Here is a 22,115-nt window from a genome sequence, read left to right as displayed (position 1 = left end):
TTAATCAGTAATTCCCTGTCAGCCGTTGCGCATAGTCCCTATACTCGGACGCCGCCCCAGCCATCCTCAGTGCCGATCCTCATGACTTTTTCCGCGCTCGACCTCAAACCGGCACTGCTCGACAACCTGGCCGGGCTTGGCTATCTGCAAATGACCCCGATCCAGTCCCGGAGCCTGCCACCGATCCTGGCAGGGCAGGACGTCATTGGCCAGGCGAAGACGGGCTCGGGAAAAACCGCGGCTTTCGGTCTCGGTTTGCTCAATACACTCGACAGCAGCAACTTCCGCACACAAGCGCTGGTGCTGTGCCCGACCCGCGAGCTGGCTGACCAGGTCGCCGTGGAATTGCGCCGGCTCGCGCGCGGTATTCCAAATATCAAGATTCTGACCGTGTGCGGCGGCAAACCGTTTCGAATTCAGGCGGCCTCCATCGACAGTGGTGCGCATATTGTCGTCGGCACGCCCGGGCGTATTGAAGACCATCTGCGCAAGTCCACGCTCGAGCTTGCCGAGCTCACGACACTGGTGCTTGACGAGGCCGATCGCATGCTGGACATGGGGTTTCAGGACTCGCTGGATTACATCGTTGGGCAAACCCCGGCGAAACGGCAAACACTGCTGTTCAGTGCGACCTATCCGGATGAGATTCAGTCGATAGCAGGTCGGGTCCTGACGACGCCTGTGCATATCAAGGTTGAAGAGACGCACGGCAACGCGACGATTCGCCAGCAGTTCTTCGAAGTGCAGGACGACGAGCAACGGCTGCGTGCTCTGCGCCTGTTGCTGCTGGAGAATCAGGCTGAATCAACTTTGGTGTTCTGCAATACCAAGGTTGAGACTCGCGATGTCGCCGGCGCGTTGCGGCAGGCGGGTTTCAGCGTGCTGGCTATTCACGGCGACCTCGAACAACGGGATCGCGATTCCACGCTGGTACGGTTTGCTCACAAAAGTGTGTCCGTGCTGGTGGCGACGGACGTTGCGGCGCGCGGCCTCGACATTGATGCACTGGACGTTGTTATCAATTACCGGATTGCGCACGAGAGTGAAATTCATTTGCACCGCATTGGTCGCACCGGGCGTGCGGGAGGCAGCGGCGTCGCCTGCACGCTGTTCAGTGCGAGTGAGGCGCACAAGGTGGCGGCGTTGCAGGAATACACGGGCACGACGGTCGCCGTGCGCCCCTTGCCTGACGACAGCGTGCTCAAGCGGTCCCCTGGACAACCGGCGATGGAGTCGTTGCAGATCGACGGCGGGAAAAAACAAAAGATCCGACCGGGCGATATCCTCGGTGCACTGACGGGCGACAACGGCATCGCTGGCGATCAGGTTGGCAAAATTTCGATATTCGACATGCGCTCGTTCGTCGCGGTGCGCCGCTCGGTGGCGGCACAAGCCGTGAAGAAGTTAATGCTGGGCAAACTGAAAGGGAAGTCGTTCCGGGTTCGGCAGCTGCGCGGCCACCCCTGACGCAAGCGCCGTTTCTCCGTGTGGCCAGGTTTAGCGGAGCTGGCTGTCCTTGCTGCCGCGGCGGTTGAAGCCGCCGGCTTTCTGCTGCTGGTCGCGTTCGGACTGACAGGCAATGCAGAGGCGCACGCCGGGTACGGCGACGCGCCGTGCTTCTGGAATATCGGCATCGCACTCTTCACACTGTTTGCGCGATTCACCTTTCGGCAGATTGTCGCGCGCGCGTTTGACGGCGTCTTCGACGCTCGCATCAATCTGGTCTTGTACGGCCCCGTCACGGGCCCAGCCACCGGCCATGCCTTTCTCCTCAATCAATATCAGGGCTTTGCCACCGCCTGAACGGCCAATCTTACCGATATATGCCAATAACGCGCGGTTTCAAGTCACGTCTCCGGCGCGTTACTGCTCTGCCAGCTTCTCAAAAGTCTGGCCAAAGACTTCCATGGTGGCAACTTTACCGTGCGGGTCGATGCCGAAGTCGGCAAACGTGCCGCTGGACCAGGCCACGTAGTTCACGAGAAACGTGTCCAGGTGCCAGTGCGAAACATCGTACTCGTACATGCCGGTCTTCAGGATCAGGTCGCGGCCGCGGCGCATCAACCGGACCTCGCCCAGTACCGCGTTGCTGTAGGTGCCGAGGTAGTCGTCCATGTCGACGCTGGTGCGGGTACGCTTGAGCCGCGATTTTTCCAGCCCGGCCCAGCGTTCTGCCCGTTTGGCATCGCGTGCCGCGTAAATGTCGAATACCCCTTGCAGCCAATCGGTGCGGGCGGTTACTTCGCGCTTGTCCATTGCTTCCCATAGCAGGGCATGGCGCAGTTCCGATCCACCCATGTTCTGCAGCACGATCACCGCGCGTTGCTCGGCCCGGTCCAGGCCAATAATGGCCACGAGTCCGTCAAGGGTGCCGGTGTGGTAATCGATTTTCCTGCCCTGAAAATCCTGCTGATACCAGCCCAGCGCGTAGCTGCGCCAGTTGGGTTTGGTGAGTTCTGCGCTCGGGTAATAGTCATCGGCCGAGACCAGTTGCGCGGGTTCGAACATCGCGGCGATGCTTTCTTCGGAGAGTATCCGTTCGCCGTTCGAGGCGATGCCGCCGTTCAGCAAGAACTGCGCCCAGATGCTCATGTCATGCACCGACGACCACGCAGAACCGGCGGCGTCTTCGAGGTTCGGTGGCAGGTCGTACGGGATGGCCTGCACTTTGCCGTCAACGATATCGTGTGGCGTGACCAGTGCCTTCCCTTCAGGAATCTGGCCTCGCGTGCCGTACGTTTCGTCCATGCCGAGCGGCGACCACAGTCGTTGCCGCAGGAACTGGTCCCAGCGTTGCCCGGTCAGTCGCTGGATGATCATTCCGGCCAGCTCGTACATGGTGTTCTGGTAGATCAGGCGGGTGCGGGGCGCAGCGGCGGGCGCGACCAGGCGCATCTTGCGTACCTGTTCTTCCAGCGGCATCAACTGGCGGAACGTCCAGAAGTCCGTGCTGGGCAGGCCGGTCCGGTGGGCGAGCAAGTCGCGAACAGTGACCTGCTGGGGCTGTGCATCTCTGTGGAAATGCAGTTCCGGCAGGTAATCGATGACCGGATCGTCGAGCGTGAGTTTGCCTTCGTCGACCAGCATCAAGACACCGGCACTGACCATGGCTTTGGTCGTTGAAGCATTGCTGAACAAGGTGTGCTCGTCGACGGCACTGCCATCGTCGGCCGTCATGCCGAAGCCGCGTTGAAAAACCACGTTGCCGTCTTCAATCAGTGCGACGGCAAGTCCCGGTACCTGCCAGAGTTCTTTACCTTCTTCGACGATCGCTGTGAAGCGCTCGACATCGACGTCGCGGGCCACGGCTTGAGCCGTCGAGAGAAGCAGGCCGACCAACGCGGTGCCAATCAACAGTGCAGTGCGGGACATTTATCGCTCCTTCTGATTTAAGCCTGTAAGCGGTGATCGTGCAGGGCGCCCGCGTAATCCGCGGCAGCGGCGCAAGCGTGTACTTTACAGGCGATCGACAGTCGCTGTCTCGGTGAGCCCGCTGCCTGGCTGCCTGATGGTGTCACCGTGTCACGAACAAGGGGCGGCACGGATGAACTTGTCAGTGTCGTTCGGGTTCGACTGACGCTTGCGTTCATGTCGCTGTACATCGCTGTTCGCGAGTTCAGCTGTACCCGTGCCGGCTGCCTGTGCCGCGTGCGGCGAGAAGATGGCCTGCTGCGCCGGTTGCCTGATGTGACTTCGGGCCAGCGGCGCTTTGCACGGTTGGTAACAACGGTCGCTTTGCGACGAAATCCGCAGGACCGGTTCTGTGCAATACTTCGTTTTCAAGAACCCGCATGTTTGAGAGCCCGCTTTGTCCAGATTGGTCACGACCCTAAGTGCTTTATTGTTGCTTCCTGTGTTGGTTGGCGTGGCGCAGGAGGCCGACGAGTACAGCGCGGAAGAGGTGCAGGCGTACGAAGCATTGCAGCGCACGGTCGACGCGCTGCAACCAAGGACGGGCACGATCGTGCTGGCAGATGGCCTTGCCACTTTGCGAGTGCCTGATGACTTCTATTTTCTGGATGCCGCGGATGCAAAGACAGTGCTGGTCGATGTGTGGGGAAACCCGCCCGGTCAGGTTGTCCTCGGCCTGTTGTTGCCCGCCCGCTACTCACCGCTCGACTACGAAAGCTGGGCGGTAACGATTGCCTATATTGAAGATGGTCATGTGTCGGATGATGACGCGGCCGAAATTGACTTCACTGCGTTGTTGCGCGACATGCAGGCGGATATGCAGGAGGCGAGTGACGCGCGTGTGGCTGATGGCTATTCCCCCGTCGAATTATTGGGTTGGGCTGAGGCGCCGCACTACGATGCATCGGCCAAAAAGCTGTACTGGGCGAAGGAGCTGCGATTCGGCGGTACCGATGAGACCACGCTGAACTACGAGATCCGCGCGCTCGGCCGACTCGGAATACTGAGTTTTACCTTCGTCGCCGCAACCGGGCAGCTCGAAGAGGTCAATGCCAGTCGGGACGCGGTTCTCGCCATGACCGAATTCAACGCGGGTCATCGCTACACGGATTTTGATCCTGGCGTGGACAAACAGGCGGTCTATGGCATTGGTGCGCTGATCACCGGGAAGCTCATTGTCAAGGCGGGCGTGTTCGCCGGCATGCTCGAATTCCTTAAGAAATTCGGTGTCTACATACTGCTGGCTATTGCGCTGATGTGGCGCCGGTTCATGCGCTTGTTCAGTAGCGACAAGTCCGGTCCGCAGTCCTAGGTAATGTGTGTATCGAGCAATTCGGTTCAGTCACCGAAGGGCTGATCTATGGACGGTGACAATGCTGTAAACAGCGTTGGTCCGGCATCGCTCATGTACAGGCAGTCTTCCAGGCGCACACCGAACTCACCGAACAGGTAGATGCCGGGTTCGTTCGAAAAACACATACCGGGGGCCAGCGGTGTTGCTTCGCCGTGGACAAAATTCACCGGTTCGTGACCGTCGATGCCAATACCGTGCCCAAGTCGGTGCGACAGACCGGGGGTCTTGTAGCCCGGTCCATAGCCTTGTTTTTCGTAGTAGTCACGCACGACATCATCGACCTTGCCCGCCGGTGTGCCGATTCTGGCGGTTTCCAGCGCGAGTTGCTGGCCCTGTTTGACGGTGTTCCACACCTTGCGTTGTTTGGCCGTCGGCTCGCCGTATACAAAAGTGCGGGAGATATCGGACTCGTAGTCGTGCACAGAGCAGCCGCAATCCATCAGCACGATTCCGCCCTCGTTAACGGTCTGTGGCTGATTGGTGCCGTGCGGGTAAGCACTGGCCTCGTTCAGCAGCACACTGGAGAACTGCGGTGAGCCGCCGAGAGCACGGGTTGCGTCAGACATCATCAATGACACTTGTTGCGCTGTCATACCCGCCTCGATATTGCGGTGCACGTGACGGTACGCAGCCAGCGTCACGTCGTTCGCCAGCTGCATCAGCGCGATTTCGGCAGGTGATTTGAACATGCGGCAGCCGCGGGTAATTGAGGCTCCGGACACGACCGAAAAGTCCGCTGCGGCCTGTTGCACGCCGTGCGCGATGAAGTAACGCACCGTCTCCTCGATGGCGATCTTGCCGCGGCGCAGGCCGCGATCACGCAGGATTCCCGCAACCAGTGCGAACGGGTCCTCGTGTTCATGCCAGGTCCGTACATCGTCGCCAAAGCTCAGATTTTCGCGTATCGATGGTTCCTCAAAGTAGGGCGTTACAACCGCGATTTCGCCGTCGGCCGGAATGATTGCACCGGTGAAGCGTTCGGAGCGCCACCAGTGAATACCGGTGAAGTAGATCAGCGCAGATCCGGCTTCGAGTAACAAGGCATCAATGCCTGCTGCTCGCATCAGACGTTGTGCTTTGGCGACTCGCGCCTGGCGTTCGCTGCTGGTGATAGCCAGTGCATGGCCGGTGATGTTCGGCAAAGTTTCATCTGCCGCGGCGGTGGCGGCGGACATCGGCAGTGTTGCACCAAGGCTGCCCGCCGCTGCCATTTTCAGAAACTGCCGTTTGTTCATTGCCTGCCCCGCGTTGGTCCATCGCTCGACGGTTCAATATAGCAACGGGTCTCTGCACATCACAGGTGCAGGATTGCCATCGGCAGGCCAAAACAGCGGCGCTGTTCCGGCCTGCAACCGCCTTCGACGCTGGTTTCTGGGTCAGCGAAAAGTGGCCGGAAGAATGCTTAGATGCGCAAATTGGGCGGCCTGCTAACTACCTCGGCGGGGGCGATTCCGGGTGCCAGCCGAGGGCCGCCCCGATTATGTCTCAAGTAGCTCCTGCCTGCTGTCAGAAAGAGGAAAAAAAGCTCATTTAATCAATAAGTTAAAATTGTTGCTCGTTAGCAACAATTGGCCCGGTCCGGGCGCTTTCGGAGGTGCTCAAGCAGACGAATATTTTTGTAGGAGCTACAAAGTTTGCGGTGCAAAATCGCCAAAATTTTTACCGGTTACAGCGGCCAGCCTGGCCGCATTTTCCCATCGGGGGTGTCATGCACAAATGTTACAAATACCGACATAGCGGACTCCGCTTGTTCGTCTCCGCCGTTTCGGCGCTATCGTTGCTGGGCTTTGCTGCCAGCGCCGGTGCGCAACAGGCTGACGACGAAGTCGAAGAAATCGTGGTTACCGGCAGTCATATTAAGGGAGCCAAGATCACGGGTGCTTTGCCTGTCTCAGTTGTTACGTCTGAAGACATTGAAGCAATGGGTGTCGAATCGGGTGACCAACTGCTTGAGTTCATGGCCGAGCAGGGGCAGAACTTTTTCAGTGAATCGGAAAACATCAGCGGCGGCGTAAACTCCGCACGCGGCGATATTGGTGCTTTCAATCTGCGCAACCTGGGTACCGGCAACACGTTGGTGTTGCTGAACGGCCGCCGTATGGTCAATGCGGCTAGCTATCAAACGGAGGCCGTTGGTGGCAGTTTTATTCCGGTAAATACGGTTAACTCGCAAAGTCTTCCCGTGTTCGGTCTGGAACGGGTTGAAGTGCTGCGAGACGGTGCTTCCGCTGTCTACGGTGCGGATGCCGTTGCCGGCGTGGTGAACTACGTTTTGAAGACGGATTTCGAAGGCTTCAATATCCGTACGCGCCTGGCCACTTACGATCACATGCCACGCAACGACCAGCGTATTACGCTGGAGTGGGGCAAGAACTTCAACGGGGATGCAACCAACCTGAGCGTATTTGCAGACTACTACCGCCGTGACCGCGTGAACTCGCAGGACGAAGAGCGCTGGTTCAACGACGACTACCGCGACCGGGTGCCCGAAAGCTCGCCGTGGTTCGGAAATACTTCATTCCGCAATGACAGTATCAACTCCGAGTACGGTCAATACGACTTTACGACTGGCAGTCTGCCCGGATTTACGGACAGTGCAGGTGAGTTCGAAACTTACCCGGCCGGCGACCCGCGTTGCCAGTGGGATCTCGGCTATGGCACCTGCGGTGCGGTTGACGGGCAGGGTACCTACCGTTACAGCAACAACGAAAACCGTGATCTGTACGGTGCCCTGGACCGGGTTAACGTATACGCCTTTCTTAACCACAGCTTCGACAACGGCGTAGAAAGTTTCACCGAGGTGTCGGCCTACCTGTCCTACACCAATACACTACGTCATGCGTCGACCGGCCTTTCGGCGGTTGCCGACCTGCGGGTGGGTGCGAACAACTACTACAACCCGTTCGGTGCGGTTGGTTCGCCCAACCGCTTGCCGGACAGCGTCATTGGCGTGGGCACTTTGCCCGACGCCGGTCGTACGCTGATCATCGACAATTACCGCTGGGCACAGGTGCCCCGCATTGTCGACAACGACGGCAAGACCTACCGTATCCTGCAGGGTTTTCGTGGTAACTGGAAAGACTGGGATTGGGATACCGCCGTTACCTGGTCGCGGGCCGAAAAAGAAGACATCACGCACAACCGTATTTCCAATACGTTGATGCAGGAAGCGTTGAACGATCCCACGCCAGCGGCATTTAACCCTTTCGGTGGACGTGTTAACACGAACATCGAACGGACTTTGATTACCGTTCGCCGTGACAACGAAACCGAACTGAAGATGATCGATTTCAAGGTATCCAAGAACGACCTGTTCGAGATGCCGGCAGGCCCGGCAGCGTTCCTCGCCGGTGTCGAACTTCGCGAAGAGTCATTCGTTGATGACCGGGATCCGCGCCTGGACGGCACGATCAACTTCATCGACGCGGACGGCAATACCTTCCCGAACGTTTCTGACGTACTCAACTCGAGCCCGTCTTTCGACAGCCGTGGTGAGCGCACAGTGACCTCGTTGTTCAGTGAGCTGCAGATTCCCCTGCTGGAGAATCTGGACGTACAGCTCGCCCTTCGTTACGAAGACTTCGACGACATTGGTGACACCACGGTAGGCAAGTTCGCCGTTGGCTGGCGTCCGATCGAGCAGGTGCTGTTGCGCGGTTCCTGGTCACAGGGCTTCCGTGTACCCAACCTGGTCACAGTCAATGAAGGCGACGTAGCGCGGTCCAACACCCGTGATGACTTTGTCTGTTTCTTCGCAGATCCGGACGAAGACACGCTGGATTGCCGCTACGGCATGCAGCGGCTGGCCGGCGGTAGTCGCCAACTCAAACCCGAAGAGTCCACCAATACGAACTTCGGTGTGGTGGTTGAGCCCGTCGAAAACCTGACCTTTACGCTGGATTTCTGGGAAGTTGAGAAAGAGCGCACGATTGGCCTGTTCGGTGAAGAAAACCACACCGCTCTCGACCTGCTGATTCGACTGGGTCAGGGCACCGCCAACTGCGCAGCGGTCACCGGTAACCCGGCTGTGCTGCGTGAAGACCCGGCGTTGCTGGATCCGGCCGAGGCACAACTCTATCTCGACAACGGCATCTGCCCGGTCGGTGCGGTAACCCAGATCGACGATACCTATGCGAACCTGGATATGCGCACCGTGCGTGGCCACGACGTGGGTATTTACTACGAGTTCGATACCCCCATCGGCAACTTCAACATGCGTTACGTTGCTTCCTTCCTGGACAAGTACGAACAGGTTGCCGGCGGCAACGCTGCTGTACTGATCGCGGCGCAGCAGAGCGGTGACCTGCCGGCGGATGTGCCGGTAACCGGTTTCGCGGACCTGCGACTGCAGGATGGCAATGCCGAAGACAAGCACACGTTGCGGGTCAGCTGGTCGCGCAACGCATGGGGTGCGGCACTCAGCGGGGTACGGCTGGGTAAGTTCATCCAGACGTCATTGACCCTTGAAGACCCGGTGAGCGGTGATCCGATCTATTACGTCATTCCGAACATGACGACGTGGAACGTATCGGCCGATTACCGTTTCGATTCGTTCATGGAATCGCGTGCACGGGTGCAGTTCGGCATTAACAATGTCTTTGACGAACGCGCACCTCTCGCAGACGAAAGCTTCGGCTACTTCGGTGACATGCACACTGACCTTGGCATCAATTACTTCCTGGATCTGAAGCTTAGCTTCGACTAGGCTCGAGCAAGTCAGCGAGAAAGGGGGCCTTTGGCCCCCTTTTTTTGTGTCCGCGCCAGCTGAATACGCCCGCCCGGCCCCGTTTTCTGGTCGAAGCGAAACTTGCAACGCGCATCGCCACGCAGACTGTAACGAATTCAGGCACTTTCCTGTGCAAGGATTGCAATCGACGAGGTTTGCATTGAATTCCGCCGAATCGGCAGCAGATAATGCCACCAACAACTGAGCCGGATCTGATGGATGGCAACAGACCTGATCAGCCGGAAAACCTGGAGAAGTGAATGAGTACCGTTAGTAATGTTTCCGATGACCGTTTCGAAGCCGAGGTCCTGCAGGCCAGTCAGCCTGTGCTGGTGGACTACTGGGCGGAGTGGTGTGGCCCCTGCAAGGCGGTTGGGCCGGTCGTGGAAGCCACGGCTGATAAATACGCCGACCAACTGAAAGTCGCCAAAATTGATGTCGATTCCAACAATGCCACGGCCTTCAAGTACGGTATTCGGGCTATCCCCACGTTGATGTTGTTCAAGAACGGCGAAGTTGTTGCAACGCACACGGGCGCGGTATCGCAAGGTCAGCTCGACGCGTGGCTGCAGCCGCATCTCGACGCAGCGAAATAAGGTAATCATTATGAAAAGGCACGCGAAGGCAGAGTGGCGGGGCGACCTGAAGTCGGGGAAGGGCAATATCAGCACCGACAGCGGCGTGCTTGCCAATGCCCGGTACTCGTTTGGTACCCGCTTTGAAGAGGGCAAGGGGACCAACCCGGAAGAGCTGATAGCAGCGGCGCATGCCGGCTGCTATTCCATGGCGTTGTCGATGATCCTCGGCAAGGCGGGTTTTACGGCGACGCAAATCAACACCTCAGCAGCGGTAAGCCTGGAGCAGGTGGACGGTGGCTTCAGTATTACGGCCGTGCACCTGGTCGTGAAAGCGGTTGTGCCCGGCGCCGACGATGCGGCCTTCCAGAAGGCGGCCGCTGATGCCAAAACCGGCTGCCCGGTTTCGAAAGTGCTCAACGCCGGGATAACCCTGGAGGCCAGCCTGGGTAGCTGAGCCGCCCCGCCGTACCGTCGTCAGGCGCTAATAACCAACGGTTATATGCGTTCTGCGGCGGGCGGTCCCATGGGCAGCGCCGCCATCGGCTATACTGGCCTGCCAAAATCATGAAGAGCAGGTGGCCGCAATGATCCTACAGCCCAATTGGCAGGTAATCGCAGTAGCCGCGGGCTTGCTGTTTCTGGGGGGCTGCAGCCAAAACCCGATGCACAAGGATGCAGATAAGACCGCGCGGCATTGCCCTGCCGGCAGCACCATGACCTGTGAAGCCGATACCATAGGCCGCATCCGTCACGGCACGTTCGCGAAGAACAACGAAAAGTGCGCTTGTGTACAGGAAGGCACCCGAAGCCTCGAATCGCCCGCCATACCCAGCATTCACTAAGGCAGGCGGGCAGCGTATCGGAGCCGGCTGGCAAGGGCTCGTATCGGCCTTTTTAGACCAAAAAAACTATATTTTTCGGTAAATTAGCGCCTATTTCAGTTGGACTTGGGGCGAAAGCCCTATATACTCGCGCCAGATTGAAAAAGCGTCACATCTATTTATGCACACCATTTCGGTGCACCGTTTCTGGTCGTATCGTCCTGATTTTCATAAGTAATAGCGACAAATTTCAACCAAACGGGCTCTCTCTGGGGCCTCCATTACTTAGTTAGAAAACAGGATAAACATTATGTCTACCGTTACCGGTACCGTTAAATGGTTCAACGAAGCCAAAGGCTTTGGATTCATCGAGCAAGAAAATGGCCCGGATGTGTTCGCACACTTCCGTTCCATCGTTGGCGATGGCTTCAAGACCCTGGCTGAAGGCCAGAAGGTTGAGTTCACGGTTACGCAGGGCCAGAAAGGTCCGCAGGCTGAGAACATCGTTCCGCTTTAATAGCGAAATGAAAAAAGCGGTTCGTGCTGTTCGCAGCGTGAACCCACTGGATTCCCTGCGGGGATGAAGGTCGAAGAGGCAGGACCGCAAGGTTCTGCCTTTTTTCGTTCAGGGCCTGAACGTGTCATTACGACCCATGGGGAACAAGTTAGCCTTACCCTTTGCCAGCATGGAAACAACGCAATGAAAATCTGGGTAGATGCGGATGCCTGTCCTGTCGTGATTAAGGAAATCCTGTTTCGCGCGGCGGATCGCACGGGCACGCCACTGACACTGGTCGCGAATCATGCGCTACGAACACCGAGCTCGAAATACATTAATACGTTGCAGGTTCCGTCCGGCTTCGATGTGGCAGACAACGAGATCGTCCGGCGGTTGCAACCCGGTGATCTGGTGATAACGGCGGATATCCCGCTGGCATCGGAAGCGATCGACATGGGCGCAGAGGCGCTGAATCCGCGCGGTGAGATGTACAGCGCGGAGAACATTCGCGGGCGTTTGAATATGCGCGACTTCCTCGACACGATGCGTGCAAGCGGCGTCGATACGGGCGGTCCACCGACTCTGAGCCAAAGTGATCGCAAGGCATTTGCCGGGCACCTCGACCGTTGGTTGCAGGCTTCGAAAGGCGCGTCCTGATTCCGGCCTGCGAGTCAGGCGGGCAGTCTCGCCGGATGCAGTCTCAAGTAGCATCTGCGGTATAGTTCCACGAAGAAAAAAAACCGGGAGATCGGGTATGGCATGGTGGGCGTGGATGATTCTGGGTGCCGTTTTGTTCGGCGCAGAAATGCTTGCGGTCGACGCGCAGTTTTACCTGGTTTTCATAGGGCTGTCAGCGGCACTGGTTGGTGTGTTGGCGCTATTGGGGCTGACTGCGCCAGAGTGGCTGCAATGGTTGATTTTCGCGGGTCTTGCGCTTGGCTCGATGTTCACTTTTCGGCGCAAGCTGTATGAAAAAATTCGCGGCAATGTGCCAGGCTTCAAAGAAGGAATCGCGGGCGAGTACATCGTCATCGATACTGATCTGGCTGTTGGTGCACAAGGCCGAACACAGTTCAGAGGTACTGACTGGACCGTTGTGAACAGCGGTGGAACAACCATCGCTGCCGGTTCTCGCGTTCCGGTCACGCGTAACGAAGGGCTGACCCTGTATGTCAGCGCTGATCCCAGTCCGACCCCATAACCAATCCAACAACGGGTATTCGCGATGAACTCACTCTATGTATCACTGGCTATCGCCGCTCTCGTTATTTTTGTCATCGCAAAGACGGCGGTGGTCGTGCCGCAACAGAACGCTTTTGTCGTGGAGCGGTTCGGCAAATTCAGCCGCATACTAAAAGCCGGCTTTCATATCCTGGTGCCGTTCATGGAGCGCATCGCCTATAAGCACACGCTTAAAGAACAGGCAGTCGATATCGCCGAACAAGTCTGCATTACACGCGACAACGTGCAAGTCGGTGTCGATGGGGTGCTTTACATGCAGGTGCTGGATCCGGGGCGGGCGTCTTACGGTATTGGCGACTACATGTTCGCTATCTCGCAACTGGCCCAAACAACCTTGCGTAGTGAAATCGGCAAGATCGAGCTCGACAGGACATTCGAAGAGCGCGGTACCATCAACTCAAACGTGGTCGACGAACTGGACAAGGCGTCGGACCCATGGGGCGTGAAGGTCATGCGCTACGAGATCAAGAACATCAATCCACCGCAGGATGTTTTAGGCGCGATGGAAAAGCAGATGCGAGCGGAGCGCGAAAAGCGCGCCGTGATTCTCAATTCCGAAGGTGATCGTGACGCGAAGATCAACAAGGCAGAAGGCGAGAAGCAACGCGTTATCAAGGAGTCCGAGGCCGCCAAGCAACAGCAAATCAACGAAGCGGAAGGTGAAGCCGCCGCCATTCTGGCGGTCGCCACAGCAACGGCGGATGGTCTGCGACAGGTCGCTGCCGCGCTGGTCGATGATGGCGGTCACGAAGCCATGCAGCTACGCGTAGCGCAGCAGTACATTGACGAGTTCGGCAATCTCGCGAAGTCCGGCAATACCCTGGTCGTGCCGGCGAATCTGGCGGATATTTCGTCAATGATCGCGCTGGCGACCAACATCGCCAAAGACGTGCCACGCAAATCGCCTTCGGGCGCCTAGCGATCAGGCGCTGACAACACGCAAGAAAGCCCGCGATTGCGGGCTTTTTTTTGCTTTGCTTTGATCTGTCGCTCAGCCGGTATCCGCTTCATCCAGCGCAAAGATCTCATTGACGGTGGTGTTGAACGCTGCCGCCATCCGCAGTGCACTTTCCAGTGACGGGCAAAACTTTCCCTGTTCAATGGCAATAACGGTTTGCCGTGCGCTATCGGTTCTGGGTGGCGCGACCGGTCGGTCTTCAAGCTTCTGACTTTATTGACAAATGTGAAGTGCGGCAGAGAATGGGTCGTGCTGGAGGCGCAAGCTGGCCAGCTATCAGGAATTGAAAGGGAGGCTGCTTCCCATGTGGTTGCCATCCAGCCTGTACGAATCTCTACCGTGGGCCTATGTGTTGATTGGCGTCCTGTTCATCGGCGGCGTGTACTACATCGGCGACCATCATTACGGAATGCTCGTTTACCTGGCACTGGGTATCGTCTGTATCGCAGGCGGAATTGGTGTTGCCCGCTGGCGCGCCAACATCCGGCGTGCGACACGCGCTGCCGCGAACCAGACCAACGCCACGGACTAAGGTCGCGGCTGGCTTTCCGCCGACTGCGGCGGGTCACAAGGGTAGCGGGTCACGCCGAAGATCATCGCCGACCGTACACGCGGCCGCGTTTTCGCACAGCATGACCGAAGCGCCGCCATGCCCGGTTCGGCGTTACCTGCAGGCAATGCCGCGGTAGCGCGCCCGTTCTCGCACACTTGCCGGTAACAGCGCCGCGACGTTAGTCCGTTGCCGGCGCCTTGAACACGAGCCCGCCCATGACCACCGTATCGACGTGTTGCAGAACGCTGATGTCACGCAAAGGATCGCCGGCGACGGCAATAACATCACCCAGTCGGCCGCGCTCAATCGCGCCAACGCGCGCACCGTTCTTCAGGTAACTCGCCGCGATCGAGGTGGCCGCCTTGATCGCTTCCATAGGGCTCATACCCCACTCGACCATGTAGGAAAACTGCCGTGGATTCATGCCGTGCGGGTAGACGCCGGAATCCGAGCCGAACACGATCGGGGCGCCAGCCGCGTGTGCCTTGCGGAAATTTTGCCTCTGGATCAGCGTGGTTTCGTCATTCTTGCGCAGGAACTCTTCCGGCCACTGCATGCGGCGTCCTTCCGTCGCTATCCAGTCGCCATTGAAGACGTCCATCGACAAGCCAACGTTGTGCTCAATGGCCAGGCGTATGCCTTCATCGTCAATCAGCGAGGCATGCTCAATCGTGGTAACGCCGGCGAGGATGGCATCCTTAATGGATTGCGCGCCGTGGGCATGGGCAGTCACCGGCACGCCGGCTTTGTTTGCGACCTCGACCACGGCACGCAGTTCTTCCGGGGTCATTTCCGGCGCGCCGGGAACGCCGCCATAGGCCAGAACAGCACCTGAAGCAATGACCTTGATTACGTCCGCGCCGCCTTCGATGGCCTCCCGCGCTTTTTGCCGAAACTGGTCGGCTCCGCGCGCGACACCGAGCCGCAGGTGAGCCGGGATATCGCTTTCTGCCAGATCCGGTAACAGCAGGTCGCCACCGCCGCCGGGTATCGTCAGGTAAAAGCCGGCCACGTCCATGCGCGGGCCAACCGTTACGCCGCGATTGATTTCGTCCCGCAGGCTGCGGCTCGTCCAACCGTAGTAAACGCCGACATTGCGCACCGAGGTGAAGCCGGCCAGTAACGTTTTCCGGGCAAGCGGCCGCGCGAGGTCCAGGGTTTCGGTCTCGTTACGCGTGAGATAAATGTACAAATCGTTGGTGTCTTGCTGCGATTCAACCACGTGTGTGTGCATGTCGATCAGCCCGGGCAGGCAGGTGTGGTCGGCAAGATCGAGTACTTTCGTGCCAGCCGGTGCCGTGAGTCGCGTGCCGGTCGCGGTGATGACACCGTCCTGGATCAAGACATCCTGCTGGGGGCGGGCGTGCTCGTTAATGCCATCAATGAGCGCGCCGCAACGCAACAGGATGTTGCCGCTGTTCGGTTTAAAGGGCGCGTCAGTAACGAACGTCGTCGGGGCGGATGCGCACGCGCTGGCAATCCACAGTAGTGCGAGGGACAAGCCAATAGCGATCTGCTTTTTCATGCATCCTCCAGGGGACTGAATGTTGCGTCAGGTACGGTGCGGCCGTTGTCCCGGCGCCTTGGCTGGCAGCCTGTCAACAAACGGTGTCACTACAGCTCGCTGCTGAATTGTCGCAGGCTGTCCCGCAGCTTCTCAATAATTTCGTCGACCTGTTGCAGAGTCGTGATTAATGGCGGACAGACCATAAGGTGGTCGCCGCTGTTGCCGCCACGGGTGCGCCGGGCGTAGACGATCAGCCCACGGTCATACGCGATATCGACAACCCGGTTCGCCGCGTTCATGGCAGGCGGCAATACCTCCATGGATTCGCGATCCTGCACCAGCTCCATCGCAAGCAGCAATCCCTTGCCGCGCACGTCGCCGACAAACGGAAATTCATCCATCAGTTCCGCTAGTGCGGATTTCAATGCGGCTCCGACCGTCCTCGTGTTCGCGATAAGGTCCTGCTCGACGATTTCCTTCACGACGGCCAGTCCCGTCGCGCAAGCCAGCGGATTGCCGGCAGAGGTGAAGCCGTGCTGAAACGCATTATGGTCAAGTACCGCGTCCACGATGTCCGCGCGGGTCAGCATTGCGCCGAGCGGTACATACCCGGCGCCGAAGCCTTTCGCCAGCGCCGCAATATCCGGCACCACTTGCCAGTGATCACAGCCAAGAAACTGCCCCGTACGTCCGGCGCCGGTCATGACTTCATCGGCGATCAGGAGGATGCCGTAGTGGTTACAGATCTCGCGTATCCGTGGCAGGTAAGTGTCCGGCGCCACCAGTGCGCCCGTCGAAGCGCCGCCAATCGGTTCAACAACAAAGGCCAGAACCGTTGAGGGACCCAATTCTTCAATCTTGTCAGCGAGCATGTTGGCATACCGCAGGCCCCTTTCAGCGTCTGACAAATTGTCACGATCGAGGTAGCAGGTCGGCGCCGGTATTTTTGGCATTGTTCGCAACATCGGTGCGAACGGTTCCGTCAGAGTGTCGTAACCGGTGATTGCCAGCGCGCCGAGAGTTGAGCCGTGGTAGGAGGGGTAGCGGGAAATGACCTGATAACGCTCCGGCTCGCCGCGCGCGATGGCGTACTGTCGCGCCATCTTGATGCAGCTTTCGACGGCCTCGGAACCACCCGATACGTAAAACACGCGATCAAGCGGTGCTGGTGCAAGTTCGGCGACACGCCGCGCGAGTTCTTCCGCGGCATCGTTTTCAAAATGCAGGCGGTAGCCAAATGTGGACTTCTCCATCTGCCGGCGCATGGCGTCGAGCACCCGCGGATTGCTGTGGCCGACATTGGAAACCATCGCGCCACTGCAGCCGTCGAAGTACCGTTTGCCGTTAACGTCCCACAGGTAGACGCCCTCGGCGCGGTCAAGCCGCGGCCGGTGTAAGCGCGTCTGATAAAAGACATGCGATTGCGCATTATTTTGCATGGCGGGTTCTCTGGCGACACACGATGTGTCACCTCATTGTTAGTCCAGACCGTAAGTGCGTTCGTCGAGCGGTGTTGCGGCTACTTTTTCCAGGAGTATTTCGCTGAAGCGTTCTTCGGCGCGATTTAATCTGGCTTTCGGATTCCGCACGATATAGATCGATACCTCCGGCGGATGATCGTAGGGCGGTAGTCGCCACAGCAGGCCGTCGCGCACATCGCGTTCGACCGCGTGGATGGGCAGCGGGCCTATGCCCAGATTGGCGATGATCATCCGGCGCACTTCCTCCAGATTGGTGCTGACACCGCTGATGTGCGTGTGCAATTCGGCCTGTTCACGCAGCAACGCGATCGGCCGTAGCACGCCATCCAGCTGGTCCGCACCAAACGACACGCTGTACTCGCCCTTCAGGTCGGCCATGGTCAGGCCGGACTTGCCGAACAACGGGTGCTGCGGGCCGCAGAAAAAGCCAAAGTGTTCGCGGTACAGCACGGTGTAATCGAGGCTTTCCAGCTGTTCGTTGACCAGGCAGATTGCCATCGCGCAACGTTTTTCCAGTACGGCTTCGACCGCGACTGTGCTGGCGCTGACCGATATCGCAACGACCGCCTGCGGATGTCGCTGGTGAAACTCGCTGAGTGCCTCGTCGACCAGTGGGCAGACGACGTGACTGGCCATGCGGATACTGGCCTTGCCCTGCACATCATCCGGAATGTCACGCAATGCAATGGACAGGCGATTGACACTGCCAAAGATATCCACACTCTCGCGGTAGAGCGCCTGGCCTTGCCGGGTGACGCGAAACGCACGCGGCCCGCGCTCGACCAGCCGCTGCCCCAGGCTTTCTTCGAGGCGTCGCAAGGCATTACTGACGGTGGGTTGTTTAAGCCTCAGCTTGTTCGCTGCCGCGGTAATGCCGCCTTCCTGCACGATGACGGTGAAGGTGCGCAGCAGATTCCAGTCGAGCTGCCAGACAAGGTGCTCCGGATCGGTCGCAGAGAGGTACGAATCAGGGGGGGCCTGAGTCATAATGATATTCCGCTTATCTATGAAACGCATTGCTTACATGGGTGTAAGGAATGATATACCAGTCGCGGGGACCGACGCTATAGGGTCGGTGGGGCACGTTCCTGCGTTCTGCCAGCGGGAATCTGCTCAGGCTCGACGACGGCGGTAAGCCCGGGAGGGCCGACCCGCGAACACAGTCAGTATCGTCCGAACCAGTGATGTTCGACGGGGTATCGACGTTTCGTCATTCCGCATATCAATAAACGGATTCATGGATAGGCAGTTGTGGAATGACCCGTTTCGGTCAATGATGATCGCGCACCGCAGAGCAGCGGGTACGGGCGAACGCAGCACTACAGTCCGGCTTCGGCTCAGGCAATCCAGAGGTCATTGTTGTATGCGACCAGTAGTGCGGTTCGTAAAATAATCAAGAGCGCGGCCCCACCGCCGATAGACGCCGCTGGCGTTTTCGCGGGGACGCCAGAGGCAGTCAGTGAAAAACAAAGTCATCATCACCTGTGCGGTCACAGGGTCCATACACACGCCGACGATGAGTCCGCATTTGCCGGTGACTCCGGCCGAGATTGCGAGCGCATCGATCGAAGCAGCGGAAGCCGGCGCGGCGATTATTCATCTGCATGCCCGTGATCCGGAAAACGGTTACCCCAGTGCGGATCCGGATATTTTCATGCAGTTCCTGCCGGTGATTAAGCAGCATTGCGATGCGGTTCTGAATATTTCGACCGGCGGCAGTTCATTGATGAGTCTTGATGACCGCCTGGCGCCTGCACGCATCGCGAGCCCGGAGATGTGCTCGTTGAACATGGGCTCGATGAATTTCGGCATCTTCCCGCTCAAAGACCAATACTCGAACTGGAAACACGCTTGGGAACCGGAACTGCTGGAAGCGACCCGCGAACGCATTTTTCAGAACACGTTTGCCAACATAGAAATAATTGTCGACGATCTCGGCGGCAAACACGCTGCACGCTTCGAGTTTGAATGTTATGACGTTGGCCACATCGAAACGCTTGCCTACTACCTCAAGCAGGGACGAGTGAAGCCACCGTTGTACGTACAGTTCGTCCTTGGTGTGCTCGGGGGCGCTGGTGCTTCGCCGGAAAACCTTGCGCACATGAAGGCAACAGCCGACCGTTTGCTTGGCGAGGATTATATGTTTTCGGTACTCGCTGCTGGTGGCAGGCAAATGAAGCTGGCGACCATGGGCGCGATTATGGGTGGCAATGTTCGTGTGGGCCTCGAAGACAGTCTGACCATTTCGAGGGGTGAACTCGCGCCGAGCAATGCCGCACAGGTACTGAAGATCCGTCGCGTCCTTGAAGAACTGGGTTACGAAATTGCATCGGCGGACGATGCGCGCAAGATGTTGCACTTGAAGGGTGCGGACGCCGTCGCTTTCTAAACGGTTAACGGAGATCTGCCAGTGATTCGCTTCACGCGGTTGTTATTGCTCTTGTGCATGCTGCCCGTCGCGATGTCGCTGGCGGCAGAACGGGTACCGGTCCTGTCGCAGATCAAGGTACCTCATGATTACTATTTTCGTGAGATGTATCTGCCACAGCTCACCAGCGGGCCGAGTTCGCTGGCATGGTTGCCGGACAGCAATTCCATCGTGTACTCGATGCAAGGCAGCCTGTGGTTACAGCGGCTGGATTCGAACCGCGCCCGGCAGTTGACCAGTGGCCCGGGTTACGATTATCAGCCGGACGTATCGCCGGATGGCAGCACGGTCGTGTTCGCGCGCTACGACGGCGATGCACTGGAGCTGCACACCCTCGATCTCGCCAGCGGTCGGGTCAGCGCATTAACGAGCGACGGCAACGTCAACCTGGAGCCGCGGTTTGCGCCGGATGGCAAACGCCTTGCCTGGGTTTCGACCCGCACGAACGGCCGCTTCCATGTGTACCTCGGTTCGTTTACCGGGCAGGGATTCGAAAGTGCGCCGATGCTGCAGGAGCGGGTCAGTCGTAAGCCGCGTTATTACTACGGTGAAGTCGATCACGAGTTGAGCCCGAGCTGGTCGCCGGACGGCAAATCGCTGCTGTATGTCAGCAACCCGGAAATCATTTATGGCAGCGGCGCGATCTGGCGTCGCGATCTCGACAGTGGGGAAACGACGCCGGTACGGCTGGAAGAAACCACCTGGCGCGCGCAGCCGGACTGGTCGCCGGACGGCAAGCGGGTCATCTACTCGTCGTATCTCGGCCGGCAATGGCATCAGCTGTGGCTGACGACGGCCGCCGGTGGGGGCGATCCGCTGCCGCTCAGCTACGGCGACTACGATGTCACGGCAGCGCGCTGGTCCCCGGATGGTGAGCGGATTGCCTACATCGCCAACGAAAACGGTGGCCTGGAAATTCGCGTGCAAGACATGACCAGCGGCGCGGTTACGACGCTTGCGATTGACGAACGCGAGTGGCTGCAGTCACGCGGCGCGGTCCTTGTGCGCACGTTGGGCGCGGACGGCAAGCCGGTCGCCGCGCGGGTGATGGTTACGGGCGCGGACGGACGGCGTTACGCGCCGGACGATGCATGGCTGCACGCGGACGACGGTTTCGACCGGCAGGCGACTGACTACGAACCGCAGTATTTCCACAGTGCTGGCGCAGCCACTGTGTCACTGCCGGCAGGCGAGGCGCGTATCGTTGTCTGGCGGGGCATGGAACACCGCATCGCGCAGCGCAGCATCGACGTCCGCAACAATGGCACGCGCCAGATCGACATTCAGCTCGAGCCACTCGACCTGCCAGCAGAATGGCAGCAGTGGATCAGTGCGGACGTGCATGTGCACATGAACTACGGCGGTCATTACCGCAACACGCCGCCGCGACTGGTGCAACAGGCAGCGGCAGAAGACCTCGATGTCGTTTTCAATCTGGTGGTCAACAAGGAACAGCGCATACCGGACATTCGCACCTTCACAACGATGCCCGATACGGCCTCAACGGCAGATACACTGCTGTTGCACGGTCAGGAGTTTCACACGAGTTACTGGGGGCACCTCGGTCTGCTTGGCCTCGATGAACACTTCCTGTTGCCGGGTTACACGACGTACGCGAACACCGGGCTGGCCAGCCCGTACCCGGATAACACCACGGTCGCCAGGCTCGCGCACGCGCAGAACGCGCTGGTTGGCTACGTGCATCCCTTTCTCAGTATCCCCGACCCGGCGACCGAATCACTCAGCAATGCCTTGCCGGTGGACGCCGCGCTGGGCACAGCCGATTACTACGAGGTTGTCGGCTTTGCTGATCACCGCACCTCCGCAGAAGTCTGGTATCGGCTGCTGAATTGCGGCCTGCCGCTCGCCGCCGCCGGCGGTACGGATGCAATGGCCAACTACGCGTCGTTGCGCGGCCCGGTCGGCATCAATCGCACCTACGCGCGGGTCAGTGGCAACCCGGCAAACCCGGACGAGCGTCGTGCTGCGTGGCTTGCCGCGCTCCGTGCCGGCCGCACCATTGCCACCAATGGCCCTTTACTTGAACTGACTGTCGACGGTCAGGCGCCGGGCACGACGATCAACTTGCCAGCGGACGGCGGGGAGCTGCGCTTCAAGGGCTTCATGCGCTCACTGGTGCCGATCGATCATCTGGAGCTGGTGCAAAACGGCGAGGTCGTTCGCCATTTTGCAATCAGTGAGAATGGCATGAGCGCGGATATCGACGGCAGCGTGCCGGTTCGCGAAGACGGCTGGTTGTTGCTACGTGCATGGAACGACGAGTCTTCGCCCGACGTATTTGATTTGTACCCTTATGCAACCACCAACGCAGTGTTTACCGACGTTGCCAATAATGAGCTGGCCTGCGGCAGTGATGCGGATTATTTCATCGCCTGGCTGGACGACCTGCGCGACAACACCGTTGGGCACCCGGACTACAACACGGAACAGGAGCGGCGCACGGTACTCGACAACATCGCTGCGGCGAAAGCGATATTTCTGCAGCGCCGCTAGCGCACGCGTTGGCGACCACCCGGGTTCTTGCAGATACTCCGTC

20 protein-coding genes are annotated in these 22,115 nt (G+C 58.8%); 13 read left to right on the top strand and 7 right to left on the bottom strand.

The annotated features are described in order from the left end of the window. Positions 1-81 precede the first annotated feature (81 nt). Positions 82-1,467 carry an ATP-dependent RNA helicase DbpA gene (gene dbpA, locus BA177_RS16070; RefSeq protein WP_068617873.1) on the top strand — a complete coding sequence of 462 codons (1,386 nt, stop codon included), beginning with the start codon at positions 82-84 and terminating at the stop codon, positions 1,465-1,467. Between the two features lie 30 nt (positions 1,468-1,497). Here dbpA and BA177_RS16065 read toward each other — a convergent pair whose 3' ends face one another. Beyond that, positions 1,498-1,761 (bottom strand): DksA/TraR family C4-type zinc finger protein, encoded by a 264-nt coding sequence (locus BA177_RS16065; RefSeq protein WP_068619536.1) that lies wholly within the window; start codon positions 1,759-1,761, stop codon positions 1,498-1,500. A 102-nt stretch (positions 1,762-1,863) separates the two neighbouring features. After that, positions 1,864-3,372, bottom strand: coding sequence for a serine hydrolase (locus BA177_RS16060; protein ID WP_068617871.1), 1,509 nt, complete (start codon positions 3,370-3,372; stop codon positions 1,864-1,866). A 481-nt stretch (positions 3,373-3,853) separates the two neighbouring features. On the opposite strand from BA177_RS16060, the gene BA177_RS16050 reads away from it, so the two are divergent. Continuing rightward, entirely contained in the window at positions 3,854-4,723 is an 870-nt protein-coding gene (locus tag BA177_RS16050) for a DUF2167 domain-containing protein (RefSeq protein WP_231892532.1), read from the top strand. 26 nt (positions 4,724-4,749) lie between these two features. Here the strand turns inward: BA177_RS16050 and BA177_RS16045 are convergent, their stop codons facing one another. Further along, a complete protein-coding gene (locus BA177_RS16045) occupies positions 4,750-6,000 on the bottom strand; it encodes a M24 family metallopeptidase (protein ID WP_068617865.1) in 1,251 nt (416 codons plus the stop codon). 473 nt (positions 6,001-6,473) lie between these two features. Here BA177_RS16045 and BA177_RS16040 point away from each other — a divergent pair, with 473 nt between their 5' ends. The 8 genes from BA177_RS16040 (at position 6,474) to BA177_RS16005 (ending at position 13,550) form a co-directional block, all read left to right on the top strand. Next, positions 6,474-9,470, top strand: a complete 2,997-nt coding sequence (locus BA177_RS16040) for a TonB-dependent receptor domain-containing protein (RefSeq protein WP_068619534.1) — start codon at positions 6,474-6,476, stop codon at positions 9,468-9,470. Between the two features lie 281 nt (positions 9,471-9,751). Further along, positions 9,752-10,087 (top strand): thioredoxin, encoded by a 336-nt coding sequence (gene trxA, locus BA177_RS16035; protein WP_068617863.1) that lies wholly within the window; start codon positions 9,752-9,754, stop codon positions 10,085-10,087. Between the two features lie 10 nt (positions 10,088-10,097). After that, on the top strand, positions 10,098-10,523 hold the full coding sequence (locus tag BA177_RS16030; protein WP_068617861.1) for an OsmC family protein: 426 nt from the start codon (positions 10,098-10,100) through the stop codon (positions 10,521-10,523). A gap of 130 nt (positions 10,524-10,653) precedes the next feature. Further along, entirely contained in the window at positions 10,654-10,911 is a 258-nt protein-coding gene (locus BA177_RS18690; RefSeq protein ID WP_156762862.1) for a hypothetical protein, read from the top strand. A gap of 289 nt (positions 10,912-11,200) precedes the next feature. Further along, positions 11,201-11,407 carry a transcription antiterminator/RNA stability regulator CspE gene (cspE, locus tag BA177_RS16020; RefSeq protein ID WP_068617857.1) on the top strand — a complete coding sequence of 69 codons (207 nt, stop codon included), beginning with the start codon at positions 11,201-11,203 and terminating at the stop codon, positions 11,405-11,407. A 183-nt stretch (positions 11,408-11,590) separates the two neighbouring features. Continuing rightward, positions 11,591-12,046 (top strand): YaiI/YqxD family protein, encoded by a 456-nt coding sequence (locus BA177_RS16015; protein WP_068617855.1) that lies wholly within the window; start codon positions 11,591-11,593, stop codon positions 12,044-12,046. A 97-nt stretch (positions 12,047-12,143) separates the two neighbouring features. Continuing rightward, positions 12,144-12,590, top strand: a complete 447-nt coding sequence (locus tag BA177_RS16010) for an NfeD family protein (protein WP_082990190.1) — start codon at positions 12,144-12,146, stop codon at positions 12,588-12,590. A 24-nt stretch (positions 12,591-12,614) separates the two neighbouring features. Then, entirely contained in the window at positions 12,615-13,550 is a 936-nt protein-coding gene (locus BA177_RS16005) for an SPFH domain-containing protein (RefSeq protein WP_068617851.1), read from the top strand. Between the two features lie 72 nt (positions 13,551-13,622). Here the strand turns inward: BA177_RS16005 and BA177_RS19200 are convergent, their stop codons facing one another. Next, positions 13,623-13,733 (bottom strand): helix-turn-helix transcriptional regulator, encoded by a 111-nt coding sequence (locus BA177_RS19200; RefSeq protein ID WP_408068434.1) that lies wholly within the window; start codon positions 13,731-13,733, stop codon positions 13,623-13,625. A gap of 160 nt (positions 13,734-13,893) precedes the next feature. Here BA177_RS19200 and BA177_RS16000 point away from each other — a divergent pair, with 160 nt between their 5' ends. Further along, on the top strand, positions 13,894-14,121 hold the full coding sequence (locus BA177_RS16000; RefSeq protein ID WP_068617849.1) for a hypothetical protein: 228 nt from the start codon (positions 13,894-13,896) through the stop codon (positions 14,119-14,121). 199 nt (positions 14,122-14,320) lie between these two features. Here the strand turns inward: BA177_RS16000 and BA177_RS15995 are convergent, their stop codons facing one another. The 3 genes from BA177_RS15995 to BA177_RS15985 all read right to left on the bottom strand — a co-directional run bounded on the left by BA177_RS15995 (position 14,321) and on the right by BA177_RS15985 (position 18,117). Further along, positions 14,321-15,667 (bottom strand): metal-dependent hydrolase family protein, encoded by a 1,347-nt coding sequence (locus tag BA177_RS15995; RefSeq protein WP_068617847.1) that lies wholly within the window; start codon positions 15,665-15,667, stop codon positions 14,321-14,323. An 89-nt stretch (positions 15,668-15,756) separates the two neighbouring features. After that, positions 15,757-17,088, bottom strand: a complete 1,332-nt coding sequence (locus tag BA177_RS15990) for an aminotransferase family protein (RefSeq protein WP_068617845.1) — start codon at positions 17,086-17,088, stop codon at positions 15,757-15,759. A 39-nt stretch (positions 17,089-17,127) separates the two neighbouring features. Next, complete coding sequence (locus BA177_RS15985; protein ID WP_068617843.1) at positions 17,128-18,117, bottom strand: LysR family transcriptional regulator; 990 nt, start codon at positions 18,115-18,117, stop codon at positions 17,128-17,130. 472 nt (positions 18,118-18,589) lie between these two features. On the opposite strand from BA177_RS15985, the gene BA177_RS15980 reads away from it, so the two are divergent. After that, positions 18,590-19,519 carry a BKACE family enzyme gene (locus BA177_RS15980; protein ID WP_082990189.1) on the top strand — a complete coding sequence of 310 codons (930 nt, stop codon included), beginning with the start codon at positions 18,590-18,592 and terminating at the stop codon, positions 19,517-19,519. Between the two features lie 21 nt (positions 19,520-19,540). Then, a complete protein-coding gene (locus tag BA177_RS15975) occupies positions 19,541-22,072 on the top strand; it encodes a CehA/McbA family metallohydrolase (protein WP_156762861.1) in 2,532 nt (843 codons plus the stop codon). Positions 22,073-22,115: the final 43 nt, after the last annotated feature.

It is taken from the genome of Woeseia oceani (assembly GCF_001677435.1).
GTDB lineage: Bacteria > Pseudomonadota > Gammaproteobacteria > Steroidobacterales > Woeseiaceae > Woeseia > Woeseia oceani.
The sequence above is the reverse complement of the archived record's forward strand: the minus strand, read 5'-3'. Positions and strand labels throughout refer to the sequence as shown.